This is a genomic window from Algicola sagamiensis DSM 14643 (assembly GCF_000374485.1).
Classification (GTDB): Bacteria; Pseudomonadota; Gammaproteobacteria; order Enterobacterales; family Alteromonadaceae; genus Algicola; species Algicola sagamiensis.
The window spans coordinates 211,206-233,740 of sequence record NZ_KB894493.1 but is presented as its reverse complement, the minus strand read 5'-3'; the positions used below and the strand labels follow the sequence as shown (position 1 = coordinate 233,740).

General features: G+C 40.7%; 22 protein-coding genes and 2 pseudogenes. 17 read left to right on the top strand and 7 right to left on the bottom strand.

The genetic code is table 11. The features are described 5' to 3' along the window. Positions 1-178: 178 nt before the first annotated feature. From C505_RS0106875 to C505_RS0106855, 4 genes are all read left to right on the top strand, one after another. Positions 179-1,006: a DUF3025 domain-containing protein gene (locus tag C505_RS0106875; RefSeq protein WP_018691857.1), complete on the top strand. Its 828-nt coding sequence runs from the start codon at positions 179-181 to the stop codon at positions 1,004-1,006. Further along, the gene (locus C505_RS0106870; protein WP_018691856.1) at positions 1,007-1,807 is read left to right on the top strand and encodes an ABC transporter ATP-binding protein; all 801 of its coding nucleotides are present in this window, start codon (positions 1,007-1,009) and stop codon (positions 1,805-1,807) included. After that, entirely contained in the window at positions 1,791-2,984 is a 1,194-nt protein-coding gene (locus C505_RS0106865; protein ID WP_018691855.1) for an ABC transporter permease, read from the top strand. The genes C505_RS0106870 and C505_RS0106865 overlap by 17 nt, the downstream gene beginning before the upstream one ends. A 583-nt stretch (positions 2,985-3,567) precedes the next feature. After that, positions 3,568-4,083 (top strand): FG-GAP repeat domain-containing protein, encoded by a 516-nt coding sequence (locus C505_RS0106855; protein WP_018691853.1) that lies wholly within the window; start codon positions 3,568-3,570, stop codon positions 4,081-4,083. Between the two features lie 89 nt (positions 4,084-4,172). On the opposite strand, the gene ggt is transcribed toward C505_RS0106855, so the two are convergent. Next, positions 4,173-5,855: a gamma-glutamyltransferase gene (ggt, locus tag C505_RS0106850; protein WP_018691852.1), complete on the bottom strand. Its 1,683-nt coding sequence runs from the start codon at positions 5,853-5,855 to the stop codon at positions 4,173-4,175. A 303-nt stretch (positions 5,856-6,158) separates the two neighbouring features. Between ggt and C505_RS0106845 the strand changes: the two genes are divergently transcribed. From C505_RS0106845 to C505_RS0106835, 3 genes are all read left to right on the top strand, one after another. Beyond that, complete coding sequence (locus tag C505_RS0106845; RefSeq protein ID WP_018691851.1) at positions 6,159-6,743, top strand: YaeQ family protein; 585 nt, start codon at positions 6,159-6,161, stop codon at positions 6,741-6,743. A gap of 87 nt (positions 6,744-6,830) precedes the next feature. After that, a complete protein-coding gene (gene trhO / locus C505_RS0106840; protein WP_018691850.1) occupies positions 6,831-7,751 on the top strand; it encodes an oxygen-dependent tRNA uridine(34) hydroxylase TrhO in 921 nt (306 codons plus the stop codon). Between the two features lie 357 nt (positions 7,752-8,108). Next, a complete protein-coding gene (locus C505_RS0106835) occupies positions 8,109-10,154 on the top strand; it encodes an extracellular solute-binding protein (protein WP_157368863.1) in 2,046 nt (681 codons plus the stop codon). A gap of 159 nt (positions 10,155-10,313) precedes the next feature. Here C505_RS0106835 and C505_RS0106830 read toward each other — a convergent pair whose 3' ends face one another. After that, entirely contained in the window at positions 10,314-10,781 is a 468-nt protein-coding gene (locus C505_RS0106830; RefSeq protein ID WP_018691848.1) for a hypothetical protein, read from the bottom strand. Between the two features lie 362 nt (positions 10,782-11,143). On the opposite strand from C505_RS0106830, the gene C505_RS0106825 reads away from it, so the two are divergent. The 3 genes from C505_RS0106825 (at position 11,144) to C505_RS0106815 (ending at position 13,555) form a co-directional block, all read left to right on the top strand. Continuing rightward, positions 11,144-11,923 carry a substrate-binding periplasmic protein gene (locus tag C505_RS0106825; protein ID WP_083938286.1) on the top strand — a complete coding sequence of 260 codons (780 nt, stop codon included), beginning with the start codon at positions 11,144-11,146 and terminating at the stop codon, positions 11,921-11,923. 377 nt (positions 11,924-12,300) lie between these two features. Next, positions 12,301-12,492, top strand: coding sequence for a microviridin/marinostatin family tricyclic proteinase inhibitor (locus tag C505_RS0106820; RefSeq protein ID WP_018691846.1), 192 nt, complete (start codon positions 12,301-12,303; stop codon positions 12,490-12,492). A 73-nt stretch (positions 12,493-12,565) separates the two neighbouring features. Next, positions 12,566-13,555, top strand: coding sequence for an MvdC/MvdD family ATP grasp protein (locus tag C505_RS0106815; RefSeq protein ID WP_018691845.1), 990 nt, complete (start codon positions 12,566-12,568; stop codon positions 13,553-13,555). 80 nt (positions 13,556-13,635) lie between these two features. Here the strand turns inward: C505_RS0106815 and C505_RS0106810 are convergent, their stop codons facing one another. Together C505_RS0106810 and C505_RS0106805 are read right to left on the bottom strand one after the other, a co-directional pair. After that, a complete protein-coding gene (locus C505_RS0106810; protein WP_018691844.1) occupies positions 13,636-14,049 on the bottom strand; it encodes a hypothetical protein in 414 nt (137 codons plus the stop codon). A 202-nt stretch (positions 14,050-14,251) separates the two neighbouring features. After that, the gene (locus C505_RS0106805) at positions 14,252-14,947 is read right to left on the bottom strand and encodes a hypothetical protein (RefSeq protein WP_018691843.1); all 696 of its coding nucleotides are present in this window, start codon (positions 14,945-14,947) and stop codon (positions 14,252-14,254) included. Between the two features lie 283 nt (positions 14,948-15,230). On the opposite strand from C505_RS0106805, the gene C505_RS21680 reads away from it, so the two are divergent. Next, positions 15,231-15,641: a hypothetical protein gene (locus tag C505_RS21680; protein ID WP_018691842.1), complete on the top strand. Its 411-nt coding sequence runs from the start codon at positions 15,231-15,233 to the stop codon at positions 15,639-15,641. A 177-nt stretch (positions 15,642-15,818) separates the two neighbouring features. Here C505_RS21680 and C505_RS0106795 read toward each other — a convergent pair whose 3' ends face one another. Next, a complete protein-coding gene (locus tag C505_RS0106795; RefSeq protein WP_018691841.1) occupies positions 15,819-16,220 on the bottom strand; it encodes a winged helix-turn-helix transcriptional regulator in 402 nt (133 codons plus the stop codon). A 114-nt stretch (positions 16,221-16,334) separates the two neighbouring features. Here C505_RS0106795 and C505_RS0106790 point away from each other — a divergent pair, with 114 nt between their 5' ends. The 6 genes and pseudogenes from C505_RS0106790 to C505_RS0106765 all read left to right on the top strand — a co-directional run bounded on the left by C505_RS0106790 (position 16,335) and on the right by C505_RS0106765 (position 21,450). Further along, complete coding sequence (locus tag C505_RS0106790; protein ID WP_018691840.1) at positions 16,335-16,826, top strand: nuclear transport factor 2 family protein; 492 nt, start codon at positions 16,335-16,337, stop codon at positions 16,824-16,826. Between the two features lie 178 nt (positions 16,827-17,004). Beyond that, positions 17,005-18,576, top strand: coding sequence for a YncE family protein (locus C505_RS0106785; protein WP_018691839.1), 1,572 nt, complete (start codon positions 17,005-17,007; stop codon positions 18,574-18,576). 395 nt (positions 18,577-18,971) lie between these two features. Continuing rightward, positions 18,972-19,511 carry a hypothetical protein gene (locus tag C505_RS0106780; RefSeq protein ID WP_407636613.1) on the top strand — a complete coding sequence of 180 codons (540 nt, stop codon included), beginning with the start codon at positions 18,972-18,974 and terminating at the stop codon, positions 19,509-19,511. Between the two features lie 255 nt (positions 19,512-19,766). Next, a pseudogene (locus C505_RS21675) lies at positions 19,767-20,054 on the top strand (PAAR domain-containing protein); the annotation flags it as partial. 206 nt (positions 20,055-20,260) lie between these two features. Then, on the top strand, positions 20,261-20,938 hold the full coding sequence (locus C505_RS0106770) for a hypothetical protein (RefSeq protein ID WP_157368861.1): 678 nt from the start codon (positions 20,261-20,263) through the stop codon (positions 20,936-20,938). 8 nt (positions 20,939-20,946) lie between these two features. Further along, positions 20,947-21,450: a hypothetical protein gene (locus C505_RS0106765; protein ID WP_018691835.1), complete on the top strand. Its 504-nt coding sequence runs from the start codon at positions 20,947-20,949 to the stop codon at positions 21,448-21,450. Between the two features lie 35 nt (positions 21,451-21,485). Here the strand turns inward: C505_RS0106765 and C505_RS21670 are convergent. Then, a pseudogene (locus C505_RS21670) lies at positions 21,486-21,760 on the bottom strand (HU family DNA-binding protein). 101 nt (positions 21,761-21,861) lie between these two features. Then, a complete protein-coding gene (nth, locus tag C505_RS0106755) occupies positions 21,862-22,524 on the bottom strand; it encodes an endonuclease III (RefSeq protein ID WP_018691834.1) in 663 nt (220 codons plus the stop codon). Between the last annotated feature and the right edge of the window lie 11 nt (positions 22,525-22,535).

Here is a 22,535-nt window from a genome sequence, read left to right as displayed (position 1 = left end):
ATATACTGACGATTTGGCTCCCTCGAATGTGCAAAAATATGTGGGCGATTGCAAGTTATTTTTCAAAAAAAGGGAAAAGTAGCCGATTTCCTCAACAATGATATAAAAGTTTACAAATAACGGGTTTACGAATGCTGACGGATCCAGTAAAAAGGTGTGTTCTATTTTGAGAGGTCCCATGACACAGCAGCGTTTTCAACCGTTAACCGAGTGGTCAACATACTTTTTAGACCAATTTGGCTTATTTCGCGACTTAAAGTCACTTTTTCCATGGGAGCATTGGAAAAGCTGGCCCCGTGGGCAGGAGTTAACCCGTTGTTTACCAGAAGGTGTGGTCAATTCGAACGGTGAATCAATTCGCTTTATTGATCAATTCCCGGGAGAAGATTTTCATGGAAGATATTATGAGCAAATCATCTTTGAAGATGGCACGATTCCCACTCGGGTGGATAATTGGCATGATCTATTTGGCGCATTGATTTGGTGCCTTTTCCCAAAAACAAAAGCGTTATTGAATCAATTGCATATTCAGGATATCAAAGCATATGGTCATTCGGTGCGGACGGATCGTAGAAACGCCATTACACTGTTTGATGAATGTGGTGTTGTGATGGCGATTTCGGAGCCAGATTGGCGCGATAAGCTTCAGGCCCATGAATGGCATCAGGCTTTTTGGCAGTCTCGTGATGCTTGGGGGGAAAGTATCCACCCGTTTATGTTTGGTCATGCGAACTATGAAATGGCAACAAAACCTTATCTTGGATTGACAGGAAAAGCGCTGTTTGTTCCAGTTGCGTCATCATTCTTCTCATTGCCATTATGGCAAGTATATCAACAACTGGATGCTCAACTAGAGACACTCATACAATCAGAGGACCTATTGAATAATAACAAGATAATGTCACCCATCCCGTTTTTAGGGATTCCTGGCTGGTATGATGACAATCAACAGGAATTATTTTACGCCAATACAGCGTATTTCAGGCCGAAAAGGAGGAAGCCTTAGATGTTGGAAGTCATGGGACTTGCGAAAGCATTTCAAATTAAAAAAAAGAGTTTATCTGATTCAGAAAAATCTGACCCTCGATATAGTGAAACTGCTTTTCACTCTGTACGTCATGTATCTTTCCATTGTGATCCGGGTGAAGTTATTGGGGTTTTAGGTCCTAATGGCGCAGGAAAAACGACAACACTTCGGATGCTCTCTACAGCGTTAAAACCCGATCAAGGCACCATTCGGATTGCAGGTCAGGATGTCTTACAAAAACCAATCGAAGCACGTCGTCGCATCGGTTTTCTTTCTTCCAGTACAGGTCTTTATGATCGTTTAACAACGCAAGAAAACATCGAATTCAACGCAAAGCTATTCGGCATGTCTCAGCAAGCCGTAACGCAAAAAAGCCATGCGCTGATGAGCGAATTAAACATGTTGGAGTTTGCGGATAAACGAGCAGGCTCTCTTTCAACAGGAATGAAGCAAAAAACGGCCATTGCACGCGCCCTGATGCATGACCCAGATGTTGTCATTTTGGATGAACCAACCAGTGGTCTTGATATTTTAGCAAAGCAGACAGTCCTCCATTTTATTGATGGGTTGAAGCAAAAAGGGACGCCGGTTCTATTTTCTACACATCATATGGATGAAGTAGATCGATTGTGCGATCGCGTGGTGATCATTGCGTATGGCGAAACTATTTTTGAAGGGACACTTGCTGCAATGCGTGAATTTGGCCGTGATGATGATTTAAATAACGCATTTTTGAATATTTTAGCGGATAAGGGAGCTTCGTATGTGGCAGATATTTAAAAAGGAAATTTTAGAATTACAACGCGACAGAAAAACCCTCATCATGGTTGTGCTTCTTCCTATGATCATTATGCCGATTATTCTCGGTTTGATAGCGGCATTTGCGGGGCAACAACAAGCCAAGGCGCAACAAAAAGAATTTGTTTATCAAATTATTTCTCAAGGGGGATTCGAAGACTTTGAGAAAAAAATGTTTTATCACAAACGGTTCAAAAAATCCGATTTACAGCTCTCAAGTGAAGATGAGGCAAAAACAGCAATTCGAGAAGGGAAAATTGACTTAGTATTATTTATACCCAAGAAGAAGACTGGAACACAGCATCAATGGAAAATTTTTCGAGATGAATCGAGCACCTACGAATTATACCTCAGTAAAGAGTTGCATACTGCACTAAAAGGTTTCGAACAAAAGCTTACTCAATCGCTCCTTCTTGCTCAGGGGATTGATGAAAAAGAGCATCACGCGATCCTTGACCCAATTGTGATTGAAGAAGTAGATATGTCTGAGGGGCGAGAATTGTTTGGTCAGCTTGCAGGGCCTGTGATTGCAATGCTACTTATTTCTTCCTGCTTTATGGGTGCATCTTACCCTGCGTTGGACATCGGGGCAGGGGAGAAAGAAAGAGGAACATTGGAAACGCTCCTGATTTCACCCACTTCAAGGACTGCAATCGTGATGGGGAAATTCATGACAGTGATGTTTACTGGTCTCATTTCGACTACGCTGACTATTTTGAATATGTTATTTTGGTCAAATATCGCTGCGTCTGTATTTGATATACAAAAGGTCCAAGTGATTTTGACCCAATTTTCTGCAAGTGATGTGATTCAGCTTTACGTGCTGATGCTTCCATTAGCTGCAGTCTTTGCAAGTATTCTTTGCGCACTGTCTATTTACGCGAAGAATTACAAAGAGGCACAAAACTATCATAGCAATGTTGCTTTGCCGATTTTGTTCTTACCCTATGTGGCGATGATCCCAGGTTTTGAAATGGATGCATCCTCGGCCATGGTCCCTATTCTTAACACTGCCCTTGCAACGAAGGAGCTGATGAAGGGCACACTTGAAATGAATATGATGATGCTGATTTTTAGCTCTACATTGGCATTAGCTGTAGCATCGGTGTTCTTTTGTGTTCGACTGTTCCAGAAAGAGAGTGTGTTGTTTCGGACTTAAGGGCATTTGACAGTGGTATATGGCAAAGGAATGATTGTTGAAACTAACAATTGATGACTGTTCTAAAAGTAGTGTACTAAAAGTAAATATCCCCCCGATGAGAATCAGGGGGGATAGAGAGGAAAGTTCTTAGAACTTACGGCGACGTAGACCAATAAGTATGAACAAGCCTGCAATCATGTGGAACAATGCACCACCACCGTCATCTTTCTTTGCCTTTGCCTTTGGCGTTTCAGTATTGTCTGTACCAGGAGTATTTGTTCCATAAGAAATGATCTTTGATTGATATCAACATTCATACTGGATGTAAAACCATTATTATTTGTTGCTGCAATTTTCATTTTCGCAGTGGTTGTTTTTTCCGTTGTATCTGCGTCAATACGAACCCAATCCAAGAACCGCACTGTGCAATAATAGATCATTCTATTTATATAGTAATTAAGTATTATTAACATTCATTTTCTTGTGTCAAATTACGGGGACGTAACGGAATGTAGGGTCTACTTTTCTTTCGAAAATGCTTGCGGGTCGCGACATTCACGAAGGGGACTCTAATGAATTCACGGTTTAATGGAGAAAAGAAATGAAACGTATCACACTCAACTCTATTGCATGTAGTTTATTATTTTCGGCACATGTCTTTTCCAGTCAGGCTTTGGCTGTTTCTCAGGACGATCCCTGTTTGGAAAAGTCACCGCCACCCAAACATCACCACAAAGGGTTTGGTGTCCGCTTTGCGGATGTCAATGGTGATGGTGCTCAGGACTTGATCAAATGGAACCATAACGCTGCTTCAAAAACGTTTTTAGGTCGTGGAGATGGATCATTTGCAGATGAAGGACTGGCACATAAAGTCGTAGGACTTCCCAAACACTCCCGCCGTAGTGCTCATTTTGTCGATGTCACAAGTGATAATCGTGCTGATAAAGTTGTCCATGTTATCGCAAAGCGTCCAAAGGATGATGATCCTCGTTGTCTCAATCAAGCTGAAAGAAAAGACAAAGATGATCGTCCGTATATTGAATTACTATTGATTTATGTTGGTCTGGAAGATGGCCGGTTTGCAGAAGCACCGCTTGGTGATTCGCCAGAAGAATAGGGCGTTGAATATTTACTTGTAGAAAAAAAGAAATGCCAATCGCAGTTGGATTGGCATTTCACAAATTCAATTAGTGCAATTGGTATTGATTAATAACCAACAGTCATTGAGCCTGAACGACGTGGATCAGACGCACCGAATAAACCTTGCTCTGTCACCATAATCGACTGTGTACTCCCCATTGCAGCTTTCACCTTGACGTTTTGGCCTTTTGCTTTCAAAAGTTTAAGTGTGTCAGGGCTAATGCCTTTTTCAACACGGATTTCATCCGGTAACCACTGGTGATGAATACGTGAAGCTTGCGTTGCTTCAGAAACATTCATTTGATGGTCAATGACGTTGAGGATCATTTGCAAGGTTGTTGTGATAATACGTGAACCACCTGGGCTTCCTGTGACAAGGAATGGCTGGTTGTTTTTCACTACAATCGTTGGACTCATTGAGCTAAGAGGGCGCTTCTTGGGGCCAACTGCGTTTGCATCACCGCCAATCAGGCCGTAAGCATTTGGAACGCCAGGTTTTGCAGAGAAGTCATCCATTTCGTTGTTCAATAGGAAGCCTGCACCATCAGCAACCAAACCAGAGCCGTAGCTGAAGTTTAGCGTGTAAGTGTTGGATACAGCGTTACCAAAACGGTCAACAACAGAGTAGTGTGTTGTCTCGTTACTTTCGTATGGTGCTGGGTTGCCATGACGAATGTCTTTACTTGGCGTCGCTTTATCTTGGCTGATTGTCTTGCGAAGAGAGTCAGCATACTTCTGAGAAGTTAAACCAGTCACTGGAACTTTTGTGAAGTCTGGATCACCAAGATATTCACTACGGTCTGCATAAGCACGCTTCATGACTTCTGCCATTGTATGAATACTTTGCGCGCTGTTGTGACCATAATCTGAAAGTGGATATGCTTTAAGCATATTCAGCATCTGAATAATATGGATACCACCAGAAGATGGTGGTGGCATAGAGATGACACGATGCCCTTTGTATTCGCCTTCAACCGGAGCACGTTCTTTGACTTGGTAAGTAGCCAAGTCTTTCATTGACATTAAACCGCCAGCCTCAGTGACTGATTTCACGATTTTCTCTGCAACTTCACCTTCATAAAAAGCTTTGCTACCGTTCTTCGCGATTTTCTTCATTGTTTTTGCAAGCTCTGGTTGTTTCCAGATCTCACCTGCTTCATAGAAGCTGCCGTCTTTCTTGTAGAATATGCGCTTTGCTGATGGGAATTTTGTGAGGCGCTTGTGCAACCCTTTTAGAGAGTTGGACAGGTCGCTGGTCATTGGGAAACCTTCTTCAGCAAGCTTGATTGCTGGTGCCATGACTTGTGCTAGGGTCATGGTGCCGTATTTCTTTAGCGCATGTTCCATACCCATGACTGTTCCAGGGACGCCAACTGCAAGGCCATGATAACGAGAAAGCACAGAATCTGGGTTGCCATCTTTATCGAGGAAAATATCACGGTGAGCAGTTAGTGGTGCAACTTCACGGTAGTCAATTGCAACAGCTTTATTTTCTTTTTTCAGGTAAACCATCATGAAGCCGCCGCCTCCCAGGTTTCCTGCACGTGGTAGTGTTACAGCAAGGGTAAAGCCGACAGCGACAGCCGCATCGACAGCATTACCACCTTGCTTCAGGATATCCAGACCGACTTTTGAAGCTGTTGCTTCCTGGCTGGCCACCATGCCTTTTTTCGCCCAAATTGGCTGGCTGATGTCCATCTGACTGAAGATTGCGCTTTCAGTCGCCATCGCATATGGATTCATCCACATGGAGAGGGTAATTAATAGTACGGTTATTTTTTTCAAAATACAGTCCTTCACTTATTGTTGTTCATGAGCGTACCGATTATTGGTGTATAAGTACGCAGTATAACTCGACAAACATAATTTAACGGCGAAGAAAAGCCAAATTATTTATGAAAAAGTGCGATTATTTGCGTGCACAATAGCCGATTAGAGTGCTTGCTCGACGAAATGAAGGGCAGTTTGAGTGAAAATAGAGCTGCGGTTCCTATTTATGTTCCTTGTATCTTCACATCTCGATTATACTGAAGGTGAAGGGGAGATAGAGTCATGAGTGATAAATCTCGCGTCTTTAATGCATATTTAAGTGTTTCGGACTTAAATTCACAATTTTATGCGAATCATCATTTGAAGCTTTCTCGGCATCCGTCTGAGACAGATACTCATTTTGTGACACGTTTACTTGGCTTTTCTATTATCTGTCAATTCCATGGTCACTTTAATTCAGTTTGTCATGGCAACGAACCAGCGGTTGCAGTAAATAATATGATCGACGATCAATATGAATATAAAGTTTGGTTAGAAGTTGGTATTCCTAATTTGAAGCATATCAAGCGTGCGAAACGTCTCTCTGAATTTTTTGTCATCCTGATCCATGAGGCGAACGACGAAGGGTTAGCCGAAATGAATCAATTGCTCCAAAACCAAAATGTTGGGGTGAATGCTTTCTTTGTTGATATGTTGTTAGTTCAGGAACTTGCAGCGCATCTTGAAAAACGCATTGACTGGCAAATTACCTTAGATGGTGACGAATTATCTGTGCATTCACATGATTTGACCCATTCCGGGCAATTACTTGCGCTATATCAAACACAAAACCTACCCACCTTTACCTCCGAAGAAGTTTATGTATAATGTGCCGACTTTATTCATCCCCATGAATTCTTTATGGGGGTAGTTTCTGGCATTGGATTTACGATCCAACCGTATCTGGAGTAAAAGATGAATTTTGTAGTTGCTGCTTTATATAAGTTTGTTCGTTTAGAAGATTATGTCGCTTTACGTGACCCTTTGTATCAAACAATGGCTGATAACGAAGTAAAAGGTACTTTATTATTGGCTGAAGAAGGGATCAACGGGACTATTTGTGGTCCTCGTGCTGGCATTGATGCTGTACTTGCATGGTTAAAAAGTGACGCCCGCTTAGCTGATTTAACTCATAAAGAATCCCACAGTGATGAACAAGCCTTCTACCGCACGAAAGTAAAACTTAAAAAAGAAATCGTGACCATGGGTGTGGAAGGTATCGATCCAAACCTTATTGTTGGGACGTATATTAAACCGGACGAATGGAATGATTTAATTTCTGACCCTGAAGTCGTGCTTGTTGACACCCGTAACGACTACGAAGTGGCAATCGGTACATTTAAAGGTGCAGTTGATCCACTGACAACAAACTTCCGTGAATTCCCAGACTGGGTAGATGAAAACCTAGATACGAAAAAGCACAAGAAAGTTGCCATGTACTGTACAGGCGGTATCCGTTGTGAAAAGTCCACAGCTTTACTCAAAGAAAAAGGCTTCGAAGAGGTATATCACCTTGAAGGCGGAATTCTGAAGTATCTTGAAGAAGTACCAGAAGAAGACAGTATGTGGGAAGGCGAGTGTTTTGTCTTCGATCAGCGTGTTTCTGTAAAGCACGGCTTAGAGCAGGGCAGCTACGATCAATGCTATGCATGCCGTATGCCACTCACTGAAGAAGAAATGCAAGCGGATTCTTATCTGAAGGGTGTGAGTTGTCCGCATTGTATTGAGAAGACAACGGAAGCACAAAAAGCAAACTTTGCTGAGCGTGAAAAACAAATGGAGCTTGCCAAAAAGCGTGGTACGCAACATATCCGCGATGGCAAGCGCGCATCATAAGCATCTTTAAATTTGCCCCTGTAACAATGTTACAGGGGACATCATATTCGAGTCTATCCAATCGAAAACAACTCATATTTGGTTCTGGATCTGCGTGAAGACATAGTCAACAAACAAAAATGTGTTTCTCTTCATGGTAAGTACAAGTCGATAGCAACAGGTATACTGAGTAGTATCTCTATTGGCCATTAAAGGCTTGCATTCATCGTCAGCATCGTTCTATGGAGCGATGTCATCATCGCACTTTATGCTCCTGTATTTGGTAAAGGGAGTTCGACCCATTTTTATGGATACAGCAAAGTCCTGAATGTTGAACTAACCTCCTAATAACGAATAGTCCATCATAGAATCGCCAAGTTGCTACATATAAAAGCTTTTCTTATTTATACGATGATTGTTTTCCTGGTCACTTGCGAGGCATTGGCTCAAGGAAAAGTTAAGATTGCTTCCATTGAAAGAGAACCTTATCTAGGCGCACAATTGCCCGGCAATGGGTATGTGATTGAGGTCATCAAAGAAGCATTTCAACGCGTAAATTACGAAGTTAAAATTGAGTTTGTGACTTTGGCAAGAGCACAACGACTTGTCAAACAAGGAGCGATGGACGGTTTTGTGCCATCCTATGATCGAAAAACGGATATGAAGCATTATTTACTTTCTTCACCATTTCCTGGTGATCATATTGGCCTTCTGAAAAAAAAATCTCTGGATATCTCTTTTACAAACCACACATCAAACTCTTTCGATAGCTACTTGAAGCAGTTAAAGCAATATAAATTTGGGATTATCCGAGGTGACCCAATTACTCAGCGGTTTGATTACTTTCAATATACGAAGAATGAGTTTGTGACAAATGACGTGCAAAATATTGATAACCTTGAAAAAGAAGCTGTTGATTTTATCGTGATTGATAAATATTCAGCTGGAGACATTATTACGAACCAGCGGCCGCACTTGATTGGCCATTTTGATTTTATTGAACCAATTGATGCTCAAAATTCATTTTATGTCGCTTTTTCGAAGCATACGCAGAGCCACCCATCCATCAACAAAGACTTTAATCAAGGGCTAGCAGAGATGAGAAGGGATGGTACACTCAGAAAGATTATTGAGAAGCATGGTTTTTATCCCTTCAGAGCGCAGAAAAAAGATAAGAAAAAGCTGATTATTGGCACTGTTAATAATCGAGAAATGCTGCGTTTACAAGAATTATCCGAAGTTTTTGAAGCGGATAATCCGCATATTGAGATCGATTGGCGCATCATGAATGAGAGTACGCTTCGAAAACGACTACTCAGTGACTTAGCAATCTCTGATGGGCAGTTTGACATCATGACAATCGGTATGTTGGAAGTCCCAGTTTGGTCAAAAAACAATTGGCTTACACCCCTCTCAAATTTACCAAAAAGCTATGATTTAAATGATATTTTTGACAAAATCAAGCACTCTCTTTCATTTCAAAATAAACTCTATGCACTCCCATTTTATGCAGAAAGCTCCATGACATATTATCGAAAGGACCTCTTTAAGAAAGCAGGAATAAGAATGAGCTCAGAGCCCACTTATTGGGAAATCTTGAGTTATGCAGATACAATCCATCAACCAGAAAAAGAGATCTATGGGGTGTGCTTAAGAGGGAAAGCGGGTTGGGGTGAGAATATGGGGTTTTTTACAACGATGGTGAATACATTTGGTGGTCAATGGTTCAATCAAAAGTGGCAGCCTCAAATTGATTCTGATGCATGGAAAAAAGCCTTAAAAATCTATAAAACAATGATTACGAAATATGGCCCACCTAATCCAGAAAATAATGGGTACAATGAAAATTTGGCACTTTTTTTGAGTGGCAAATGTGGAATTTGGATAGATGCTACAGTCGCAGCAGGGACATTGTTTCATAAAAACAAGTCTCAAGTCAGTCAAGATGTTGCGGTTGTAAAAGCCCCAGTTGCAGTGACTACAGAAGGGGCAAATTGGTTATGGTCTTGGGCACTTGCGATCCCGATGTCTTCCAATCATAAAACGATCGCTCAACAGTTTATTTCCTGGGCTACTTCGAAAAATTATATTGAACTTGTTGCGAGCAATGATGGATGGGCTTCTGTACCACCGGGGACCAGAAAATCTACCTACAAAAATAAAGCATATATTGAAGCTTCACCTTTTGCCCCTCTTGTTTTTGACTCTATTGTTGATACGAATAAGCAAGGTGGACAAAAGAGGGATGTTCCATATTCAGGGATACAGTTTGTCGAAATACCAGAATTTCCAGCAATTGGCAATTATGTTGGACAGCAAATTTCAGAAGTGATCCAAGGGAAGGTTGCAGCAGATGTTGCGCTGAAGAAAGCACAGAAGCACGTTGAATTGCAAATGAGGCTATCTGGGTATTATGATGAATAAAGCAAGCAAAGGGAAACACGTTTATGCTTGGTATTCAAAGTGGCCAGGATCAAGGTGTATACAGGATAGCGCATGCTTTTTTAATTGTACCGCAGTCTTTTCATTCTAGCGATACAAATCTTAAATATCTCGGGTAAAATCAGCCACTAATGGCGTGACCTAGTCACAAAATGTATTTCCATCAAATTCTGTGTACTGTCCACCATCTTGTATTAATCCATAATCATCAGCAAACATATATGAACTTAGATTCCAGCCCCAAGCCGGTCTTGGGAGGACGGCTTCTGGGATATTACCTAACCAGGCAGCATATTCACACATTTCTTTTAAATGGGTGTAGTCGTCTCTGGATACGCGAAGATATTTGATAAATGTTCCAGTCATATTTTGTGTGGATCCTTTTCTGCCTTGAACGGTGTACTTACGCTGATCAGGATATCGAAGCCAGCCCCAGGTGTCACCATTCGAATCGGTGCAATAGACTTCGCTTGTTTGTGTCGAGGACTCTTCACAGCTGGCAAGAGTATTGGGGCTGAATGTCACGCTGGCGATGGCTAAAATTCCACCAATCAAGGTTTTTTTTGAACGAATGGTGTTGATTGGGATGTTGTTTATTTCAAGTTTCATTGTGATAAATCAATTTAGTTATAAATTTTCATGTTGTTTTTGTATTTTATCAGTAGAACTTCATCCCATAACAGCATGAAATAGAAAATATTATTCTGCCTAATTCAATGGTTGGTCACTGGGCGAGTGTCACTACTCGAGCTTTCGGCTTCGATGTGACTGTTGGCATTGTTAAATCTCGCAGCAATGTCATGTGGTAAGGCGGAAAGTAGCTGTTCTCGCTGCCTTTGACGGCTTTACAGTTGTTCCTGTTTTTGAACAATAAAAATGATCTTGTCGTACAAAGGGTTGCATTCTATTTTTATATTTAGAATTTATGGATACAGACGTGCATCACGTTTGGTAAGAACGAAATCGAGCACATGATAAGAACGAGTCCTGTTTTTCTATTATTAATGTTAATAAGTCACTCTATCTGGGCACAAGAATGTACAACTATTTCGATGACTGGCAATCCTGAATTTCCCCCAGTAACCTGGAATCAAAAAGATGGGACACTCACAGGTGCATACGTTGAGTATGCATCTACAGTCATGAAGGAACTCGGGGTGAAGCCAGAAATTGAGCCAAGTGGGAATTGGGCTCGCGCACAGCTGCGGGTTAAAAGGGGAGAAGTCGATTTGCTGCTTGCACCATATTACAACAAGCATAGAGCGTTATGGCTACATTTTATTCACCCCTCAGTCTCACTCGATCCTGCGGTCGTTTTTGTCAAAAAGGGGAATCAGTTTCGTTATCGTCAATTTGCTGATTTAAAGGCAAAGAAAGGAGTATTGCAGCGGGGATATAGCCTTGGTGTTCAATTTGATGAGTATGCAAAAAAGAACTTGAGTATTGTCTGGGTGAATAGTTGGGATTCAGCTTTCCAGATGTTGATGATGAAAAGGGTGGATTATTTACCACATAGTTATTACGCAGGGCTGCTTCAAGTGAAAAAGTTGGGGCTTGAAAACGATGTAGAAACGCTGGAGCCACCTATTCTGGAAGACAAGATGTACTTGGCAATCTCAATCAAGTCACCTTGTGTTTCAATCATCAAACGATTATCTACGGTTGTTGAACGTTTAAAACAGACCAAGTACATGGAAGAATTAATGGAAACGTATATAAAAATTTACAACAAAGGGAACCAACGTACATGAGGTCATTTGTCTGGACCCGAATTGAGCCCGTTTTTGGTTCCGTCATTTGCGGCAGAGTTCCAATATAAAAGACAGTCTGACCTAAAATTAGAATAACTTATTCTGGACAATTAAATCCTCTAATCGAACCCATCAGCAACAATACTGAGAATAGGAAAAAAGATTTAATTCCGATACTCTTCATTGACTTACATTTCTTGTGGGCATATAAATGTCGCTCGAGAGGAAGGCTTGCCATATGGGCATGTATCCCCTTTTTGTAAAGAAAATTAGGCCAATATCATTTCACTCCCAGGATGATTCTTTGGTACCAATTTTTGGTCGCAAAAAGGGTTCTTCGACTCTCGATAAACTTTAGAGAAAGATAGGAGTTTCTCATGAAAACTACACCATTCTTTGCAAATCTACTTGCTTCACAAACACGTGAATTGACTGAAAACGAATTAGAAATGACTGCTGGTGGTACAGCATCTCAACAATCTCCAGTTCAAGAAGTACCAGAGCAGCCATTTGCAACAATGCGTTATCCGTCAGATTCTGATGAGGATGGTTTTAATTTTCCAGTTTAATGGATGATGAAATCGATTGCCGGAGAAGCGTAATGCTTCTCCGGATTTATTTGAGTGATAGAAAGAGGTTAAAGTGGCAGCAAATACAGTACTCATCGTCACGCAGAGCCGAGATAATGAATGCATTGACAGTGTAAGTGACTCAATACGAGAACTAGGTGGCGAAGTATTTCGCTTGAATTCTGATGAATACCCAACCAAGATTCAACTTGCTGGGCTACACGGACAAAAATTTCCCCATACACATCAACTCATCAATGAGCATGGCCAGACTGTAAATTCTGAGCAAATTCGATCACTTTGGTATCGACGATTTTTACCAGGCGGGCAGCTCCCCAAAGATATGGATCTTCAGTATAAGCGCGCTTGTATGGATGAATCGAAACGAACCTTGCTTGGTTTCATGGATAGTTTGGATGTGTTTAAAATGGATGATTATTGGCATGTTCGCCGAGCATCCAACAAAGAATTACAACTCATTCTTGCAAGAAACGCAGGGTTGCATGTTCCCGATACACTCATCACGAATCAACCTGAAGCTGTGAAAGTGTTTTTTCAGAAGCACAACGGCGAAGTGGTCACGAAAATGCAAGCCGCTTTTTCTGTTTGGCGTGGCTCTCAAGAACAGGTTGTTTTTACCAGCAAATTAGAAGCCTCCCATTTAGCAGAATTGGATGGCCTTGCATTGAGCCCGATGATTTTCCAAGAAAAAATAGATAAAGAACTGGAAATGCGAGTCACAATCGTTGGGAATAAGGTATTCACCGCGGCAATTGATCCAAAAATTCATGATGATATGGAGTGTGACTGGCGTCGGCAGGGTTTGGAGATGATGGATAAGTGGTTTATCTATGACTTACCGAGTCAAATAGCACAGCAGCTCTTAACGCTGACAAGATCGCTCAACCTGAATTATGGCGCAGTTGATCTCATATTAGATAAAAAAGGGCAATATCATTTTCTTGAAATCAACCCATGCGGCGAATTCTTCTGGCTGGATCACTTCGCAGGTTTGGACATTTGCCAAGAAATTGCAAGATTATTATATGAAGGCGTGGCTTAAGGGTCATCAAACTTCTCCCTATAGTCAGCATTTCTCTCTAGTCCTGAAATAAGAAATGCTGATGATACTTCAATGCAAAGCTACTTCTCTTCCTCCCATATTCCCTCAGATTCATAAGCATATAAGTAAATCATGGCGTAACAACAGTAAGTGAGTGTGACTTGTAAAATCAGCCAGAAGCCTGTTTCTGTGGAGATCATCGGTGCCTGGAGACCTTCATAGAAAAAGCGAATAAAATCTACAATTGCAAGAATGAGGACCAGTTTCCAAAATGACTTGTTCAATAAGCGAACACCCAAGATGTAACAGAGACAACCAGAGACCTCCAGAACACTTGCCATTGTAATTAAGATATTGAAAAACGTGAGTAACTCCGTTCCATCTGATAGCGTATCTATTGCTGAAATCAGGTAATTTGGGATCAGTATCAACAACCAAGTGAGCTTAAATGGCTGAAAATTTACAAATCGAGGAATGTAAGAAAGATTCTGCATAACTTCTCAACTCAAACAAAAAGGCACGGAGGAAAAGCCTCAGTCAATTGAATTAGATGATACGTAAGGCAATGTGAATGTAGTATGAATGAGTTATTTAATTTAAGAAAAAATCATTATATGTGAATAAACGACTGATTTATCGTTCTTAATGCTGGAGTTAAAAACGGATGACACGAAAAAACTGAACCTCAGGCGAGGTTCAAGTTTTGCCATTTAAGTATGATTGGAAGGTTTGTAACAATTCGCTGAGTACAAAAGGATCTGCATTTGCGTGGTCCATATTCACACTCAATGGTGCAGTATATTCTTCATTAACCCATTTACGCTTACCGAAATAAAAATAGGGCCTACCGGAGAGTTTTTTTGCGCGATGGATTTGAAAAGCTGAGAAATCCAAATCAGGTAAGTTTCCAATAAAGGATGAAATCGACCAAATCAATGGATCCATAGTACCTGTTAAGTCCGCTGGTTCAGTGATCGTTTTTCGATATTGCATGACAAACTCTGGCCACTCCATTTGAACGACATTTTCAATCAATGCGTCTTTGAACCGGGCATCGCCACCAATTGCAATTGGAAAATACACAGGTAGGTTTTTAAAAACGTACCAATCGTTTCCAATTTTTCGGGTACTAAAAGTCCATTCCTGATGGAGAGCTTTCATTAACTGCCAGACTATATAGGCTTGAAAAGAAGCGCCTGGAACCTCCTGGAAATCTTGTTCATAGACTTGGCGGGCAGTTGTGAGGTTAACATCTAACGTGATGGACAAATAGGGGTTAGCGACCATGTTTTCTTGATGAAAAAAAGGCAAAGCCCATTGTTCATATTGGCTGAGTTTCTGTAGATCGAGCTTCTCTCCTTGGTATTTTTCTAATACTTCTTGTAGCTGCAAGTGTATTCCTCCTGTCTTGTGCGGATAATAATGAGCGGAAAGTATCATGTGAATCTATCTTATTCAATAATGGGTCGTATTTTTAACTCAGTGAGGAGAATGCTAACGTATGGATTAGAAATTTGTTTGCTATACTGATCAATCTGTTCAACTCATCCTTACCTCTTGTGTGATTCAAATTCTAATTAAAAGAAACCAATTTGACTATTACGCTTTTAATACCGCTGATGAGCTGGTCGCTACTGCGAAGAATGCTTCACGCCCTAGAAATTTCAACATCGCCATGAAGTTGCTTACCAATGAGCTGAGCCCTTATCGTTATGAAGTTTTTGTTCAAGACATTGGGATCACTTCTAGAAAAACGATGTTAGGCGGGATCATGGATAAAAGAGAAATAATTTCTTTATACGACGAAAGGCCTTGTATCGGTGAATATAAGTTTCGTATGGATAAAGGGGAATACCGTTATACGATTTTTGATGATAACTCGCATGGTGCAATTATCCAGGCTGATAATCCTTATATGTATGATTTATATATTAATGATGATAAAGTTGGGGAATGTAAACTCGGCGGGAATATCTTGAGAAAGCTTTTTTTAAGTGCTGAAATCGAAGCGTTTACTTTTTCATCGCTTCCATCCGAGGCGCATTTTGCAACAATGTTTTTGATTGCAAGTACAAGGCTTGTTTAGGCAAGAAAGCCAATGAAGTCTATCTAATATCAAATTGGCTTTCGCTTACTAGAAATTCATCATCAAAGCTATTGCGAATCATGGTATGTCCGTCCTTGGTTTGAGTAATACACCCATTGTCTATTTTTGGAGAGTAAGACGGAATTGTGACCTCCTTACTATTGTGACCGCCTTACTTTAAAAGTTATCTATTCTCTGACGAAGCAGCTCAATGAGCGCTTGCTTATCTTGTTTTGCCATTTCAAGAAAATCATCCGGAATAGCTAACTTTTCTGGTGAGTATTTCTCACTCCAAAGTAGCATCTCAATGAGAACTGGTAATAGATCCTTCCCAGCTTCAGTGAGACGATAAATATTTCTTCGACCGTCACTTGGATCTGGTTTCCTCATTATAATGCCACTTTTTTCGAGACTACTGAGCCGACTCGAGAGAATATTGGTTGCAATTTGCTCAGCGGATTGTTGCAGCGAGCTATAGGACTGTTTTCCAAATAAAGCCAAATCACGAATAATCAACAATGTCCATCGATCTCCAAAATGATCGAGCGCGTTGGCAATCGGACAATCTGAACGACGCATTTTTTATTCCTCAAAAATAACTTGCAAAATAAAAGATATCGTAGTAGCTTGCATAATGCAAGTTAATTTTTTTTGTATTAGTTCAATCACCCAAAAATCATAGAAGGGAGAGTCATGATGACAACAAAGGCCATCAATAAGCATGTATTCATGAAGCAGCATTGGAGTAACCAAGACAAGCAAAATGCTGAAGTTGTCCTTGATTTTGTTCAGCTATTAATGAATAACCATGACTTAGATCTGATTGAAAAAAAATATGCTTCTTCTCAGTATATCCAGCACAATCGTAATATTGGAGATGGGATCACGGGCCTTGTTCAATACTTCCGAAGCCTCTCCAAGCAGTTTCCTGAGTTTTCTTATGATGTTAAAAATATCATGGTGGATGGTGATCTCGTGACGCTTCACTCTCATGCAACCGTGAAAAAAGCACATCGAGGCAATGATCGCAAAGGATTCAATATCGTTGATACATGGCGCATTGAAGAGGGTGAGTTAGTTGAGCACTGGGACTCGATCCAGCCACTCGATAACGTGATGCGCTTTTACTATTGGATAACGGGTGGAAAAATTAGAAACCAAAATGGTGTTTTCAAAGTGAATTGATCACTCAATTGGGCGTTTTCTTAACCCAAAGAATCTCTGATTGCAGATCTGAGCGACGAGAAAATCAAAGTGTATAAAAATTGTAAATTTTTATACACTTGTTCAGCTTCGATTCAGATTAAGGTGTGTAAAATTCATTCAACTTATTTGTGTTGTTTAAATGAAGTTCGAGGAAGTTATGAAGAGTCTTGTTGTCCCAGTATTTTGTCTTTCTTTGGTTGCTTGTGGTGGTGAAGGAGACTCTCATTCCTCGAATAATCAATCGAATAACGATTCAATTCATACACCTCCTGTTGTTGTACCACCTGTAACAGAACCTGAGCCGCCTGTGGCACCAGCAGCAAAAGTTGATGTCAAGTTTAATGCAATTAAAATCGTTGATCAAAAGTTGCAGATCAGTTGGAAAGCATCCAATAGAGCGGATAGCTACACGTTATATGGCATTGAGGATCTAAAGGGTAGAAATGGCCTTGAGATCCTCAAATCAGGTATTGCAAAAGATAAAACAATGATTGAGCTTCCTTTAACTTGGGATCTCTGGCGATATTATCGCTTTAAAATTGAAGCAGTCCAAGCTGGGAAAGAAACCAGCAGTGATATTGCCTATCAATCTGTAAAAGACGCAGCTGAGTCAGCAAGCTTGTTCCAGTCGATCGAATCTGAGTCATCTATTGATAATTTTGGTGAGTCGATGTTCTTGAGTGATACAGGAAAAACACTTCTTGTCACGAACCAAGATAATGCAGTGATTTTTTATCAAAAAGAAAAGGTATCAGATACAAATTTCAACAAGATCCAAACCATTGAACCTTCAAAGCCAGTTGTTGCTGACGAATTTGGTCACCAGATTGCTGCAACAAAAGATGGGAAGCGGTTTGTTGCATCATATCAGCGAGATGCATCACTTGTTTCTTTTGAGATGGAAGATGGAAAATATGTAGAGAAGCAAACCATCAGTGGTAAGCGTGCTCCAGGTATTCTGACGATGAGTCAAGATGGGCAAAAGTTATTTAGCTTTGAAGATAAATCGATCGCTGTTTACCAATATCAAGAGGACCCATCGACCAAGTTGTCTTCATGGGTTAAACACCAAGATATCCTTGTTAAAGATTTCTATACAGGTGATAAAGCGCTTACAGTGAATGCAGCCGGAAACCTTATTGCTTTTACTAATCGTAATCATATGGAAATTGAAATCTATGGCTTAGATAGCTCAAGCAATGAGTGGAAGTCTGTCCAGCAGTTACCAAAAGAGAATAGTGATCTGAGGCTCTCATTCTCGCCAACTGAAGATGAACTTGTCGTCGCTTATCCACGTAACGAGGTTATGTTTGAATCTGTTGATCTTAGGCTTGCAGGTGAAGTAAAAATATTCCGAAATATTTCTGGGACCTGGACAGAGCAAGATGATGCAGCACCTACTTTTCCTGGTTTCTTAATTGAAGAGAACAAGGAAAAGGCTGAGTTCATGAAACTAGAAATCGGATATTTTGGTCATCATGTTCGATTTAGCCCGGATGGCCAAATTCTTGCTATCACAAACCATGCGCATATTACGGATGATAAAGCGGAAGTTCTTTTCTACAAAAAGAACGCGGATGGAAAATGGACTTATATGGATGGATATTATCCACAAGGAATAGAAACATCTTTAGTTGATGAAAAAGCGATTAACTTTGAACTGACGAATAACGCTGACGCGATGGTCATCGGTTTAAACCATCAATTCTATAGCTTGAAAATGAAGTAATCATACAATTTCAAACAGTCTAAAAAGAGACGCAATTATTGCGTCTCTTTTTTACCTGAAACTTCTTTTTCATGAGTGACGTCACAGAGCACATATCAGAAAAACCTGCCTTTAATCGACAGAAGCGTCGTGATGTATAATGAAAGGACCTCCTTAAAAATAGAATGTTTCAGATGGCTCGAGTTTTCCTATGTATCATCGTTGTGAGCATACTCTCTATATTCACGCTTCAAGCAAAGGAGGTAAAGCGTGTCACCATCGCACTCGGAGAATTTGCTCCGTTTACGGGGAAAGAATTACCCGGGTATGGCTGTTCCGCGACTTTATATCAGGATATTTTTCGCGCTCGTGGGTATAAGACAAAAATCCTATTTATGCCTTGGGAAAGAGCTTATATGGAATCGAAACAAGGTGCTTTTGACGCGACAGGGCATTGGCTTGATAAACCTCAAAGACGTAAAGACTTCAACTTTCCAAATCACCATGTTGCTATAGAAAAACTCTATTTTTATTATGATGTAAACAAGCCTTTTGATTGGAAATCTTATGCTGATTTAATCGGGCGAGAATTGATAATCAATAAAGGGTACACCTACAGCGATGATTTTTATCAGGCTTTAAAAAAATACAATATTCAGCACCAAATCGTGATAGAAGCTGAATTGAATCTTAAAATGATTATCAAACAAAGAGCTGATATTACAATCATGGAAAAAAAACTGGCTGATTACCATTTAAATCAATTGCATTATGCGAAACGTCAGTTGATCAAAATGCATCCTGATCCAGCAATTGTCAGCAGGGGATATCTACTTTTTTCTAAAAACATCAAGAATAGTGAGGAGTTGATACGAGATTTTGACTCAGGCTTCAAGCAAGTCATGTTAGATAAATCTTATCTTGACCAATATTTAAAGAATTGCAGTGAGTTATAGTCTTCACAGTGATTTTCGGTCCGCCTTAGTCCACATGGTTCAGAGTTCCTAATGAGAGGAGCAATCAATACATTTCACCCATTCACACACTCTTTTAACGACTTCCCAGCCGAAAAGCTTCGCTTGTTTGTGGTTTACATTGAGTGCTTAACTATCCGTAACACTTTTTAGTTAAATAATTTTTACCTATCTTCACAGCCTGTTGATTTAATGGAATAATACGGACTCAAATCAAAAGGAAGAGGTCAGAATAAGATGGGAAAACCCGCCGCAACACTCACACATATGCACGTTTGCCCCAAAGTTGAACCAGGACCCGTCCCCCATGTCGGTGGGCCAATCGTACAAGGTTCACCGAATGTTTCTATTGGTGGTCTTCCTGCTGCGCGTAAAGGGGATAAGGTCGTTTGTGTTGGCCCGCCAGATACAATCAATAGTGGTTCCTCGGGTGTCTTTATCAATGGAAAGCCTGCTGCCAGAATGGGCGACTCGACAGAGCATGGCGGCAAGATCATTGTTGGTAACACGACGGTGATCATCGGTGAAAAAGGTATTGTCTCATCGGTGAATACCGCTGCAATGGAACTAAAAAAGGTTGAGCCGACAGGCCTTACAGACGCGAAAAAAAACTTGCACAGTCAAGAGAGAAAATCAAAGAAGAAGGGTACAGCCCAAAATACTCCGATGAAGAACTAGAACATCAAGTCACCTTCTGTGATGTCGCCAGTGAGCGATATCATGTTCGGTTTATGGAATCTAAATTCCTTGTGAATGACAATACGCCCGATCAACCACTGAGTGGCGGTATGGGAGGCCCGGTTTACTTAAGAGAGGGAACTGGAGTCAAGTACTGGTCCACGACTTTCGATCAGTTAGAAGATGCAGATACATGCCCAGAGATCATCTGCAAAAAACTCGGTTTAACTTACAACCCTGAGGAAACCTATAGTCTTCTCATTGTGGATACTCAGAAAGCCAAAGAAATCTCAGGCACGGTGAGTTTTGTGCCAACCTTCGAAAATATGACGGAATTCGCGGATGAGAAGTTGGAGCATCGCTTTGATGAAGGTATCGTTGAGGAGATCATGACGCCTGAATATCAGGATGAATTTAACGAGCATTATGTGAGGTCAGAAGAAGAGAATATGAACCTATGGAATGAAAAAGGATTTGAGGCCTATGTTCTACAAAATGATTTGTCACCTGAAGAAGCAAAACTATTAAACAATCGGATATCAGTTTATGGAAACACTGGTGCAAATGAAGACTTTCTGGGAACTGGTATTACGAAAAACAATAACCCGGATGTAGATCAAGATTTAGGTGTTGTAGAAACGTTTAATGTTGACCACTCACCTAAGAAATTATCCCAGTTGCAAAAAGCTGGCGCCATTGAAGTATTTAAGAAAATTAAACCAGTAGGGTAGCAACATAAATGGAAAACGAGATCATTCAAATACCACAGATAAATCATCATACTAGTATCCCACAAGGCTTTGTATTTATTGGGGAGTATCCGAGTTTTCATGAACCAAGTGAAAAGGAGTACTTCTTTAGGTATAAAGAGTCACACTTGGTCATTTGGAGTTATTCTGAAACTAAGTTTGGTTATCTAACTTATCAAAAAGAGTTCCCTTTAAAAGTTCTACCTTGGGTTGTTGTTCAGCTCGATCGATTTGAGAAGCCGGAATCAGTAGGTGGTATTCCCTCAGATGAGGTATCGAATACGATCGATATGGGGGGAGAAATAATAGGTATAGCTTGTGGCTCCTGTATCGGAGGCCCAAATATACATGGGTATGAAATATGGAATAAAGCGAGAAGGAACAAATACGATAATTTTCAAGACTTCAAGATGCCATCCCCATGGCTAGACTCTGGATTCCGCGACTTCTGGAAATCAATGTCAGACAAGTTCTTTCCCCAAGGTTGGGTCTAACCCTATTTGCCGCAGTTAACCCTGCGGCTCACACCTCACCCATTCACAAATTCTTTCAACGACTTCCCAGCCGAGAAGCTTGGTACTTTCGCCGCTGCGATTTTCATTGATTCACATGTCTGCGGATTACGTCCCAGGCGTTACTTTCTCTCATTCACTTTGAATGTACCAAAACCGACTAGAGAAACCTGAACACCTTCCTCAAGCGCTGAGCTGATGGATTCCAGAATGCCGTTGAGGGCTTTGTTTGCTGTTGTTTTTGGCATGTTTGCTTCGTGGCAATTTTGGCGATGAGCTCTGATTTGTCCATTTGGAGTGACCTTGTTTTTATCGTTGAACAATAAATAGGGCATTTATTGGGAAGGGGTAGAAAAGGGGCAAAGCCGCTTTGAGGCGGCTTTGATGATTATTCTAATCTATAGTTTTTTCTTTAAACTCACACAGGTCTTCAATGATACACGAACTGCATTTTGGCTTACGTGCAGTACATACATATCGACCATGAAGAATAAACCAATGGTGTAGATTAAACATAAACTCTGTTTTGTTTGGGGTATTTTTTATAATCGCTTGTTCTGTTTGTTCAACCGTTTTGCCTTTTGCATAGCCTGTACGGTTTGCCAGCCGCTGGATGTGAGTATCTACAGCTAAAAAGTAGTTCCCTTCATTGTCTTTTAACTGACTGAAGGCAGTGTTTAACACAACATTCGCAGTTTTTCTGCCGACGCCAGGGAGGGCTTCTAAGGCTTCCCGGTTTTCTGGGACTTGTGAATTGTGCTTCTCAATTAGAATTTGGCAAGTTTTATAGGTATTTTCTGCTTTTGAATTAAAAAGTCCAATTGTCTTGATGTACTCCTTGATGCCATCAACACCCAGTGCGGCCATCGCTTCTGGAGTGTTTGCAACTGGAAATAGCTTGCGAGTCGCTTTATTGACACCAACATCAGTTGCTTGTGCGGATAGGAGGACAGCAATGAGCAACTCGAAAGGGGAGTTATATTCAAGCTCGGTTGTTGGGTGCGGGTTGTCTGTCCGCAATCGCTCTAAGATCTGGCGTCTTTTTTCTTTATTCATTTCAACTTCTC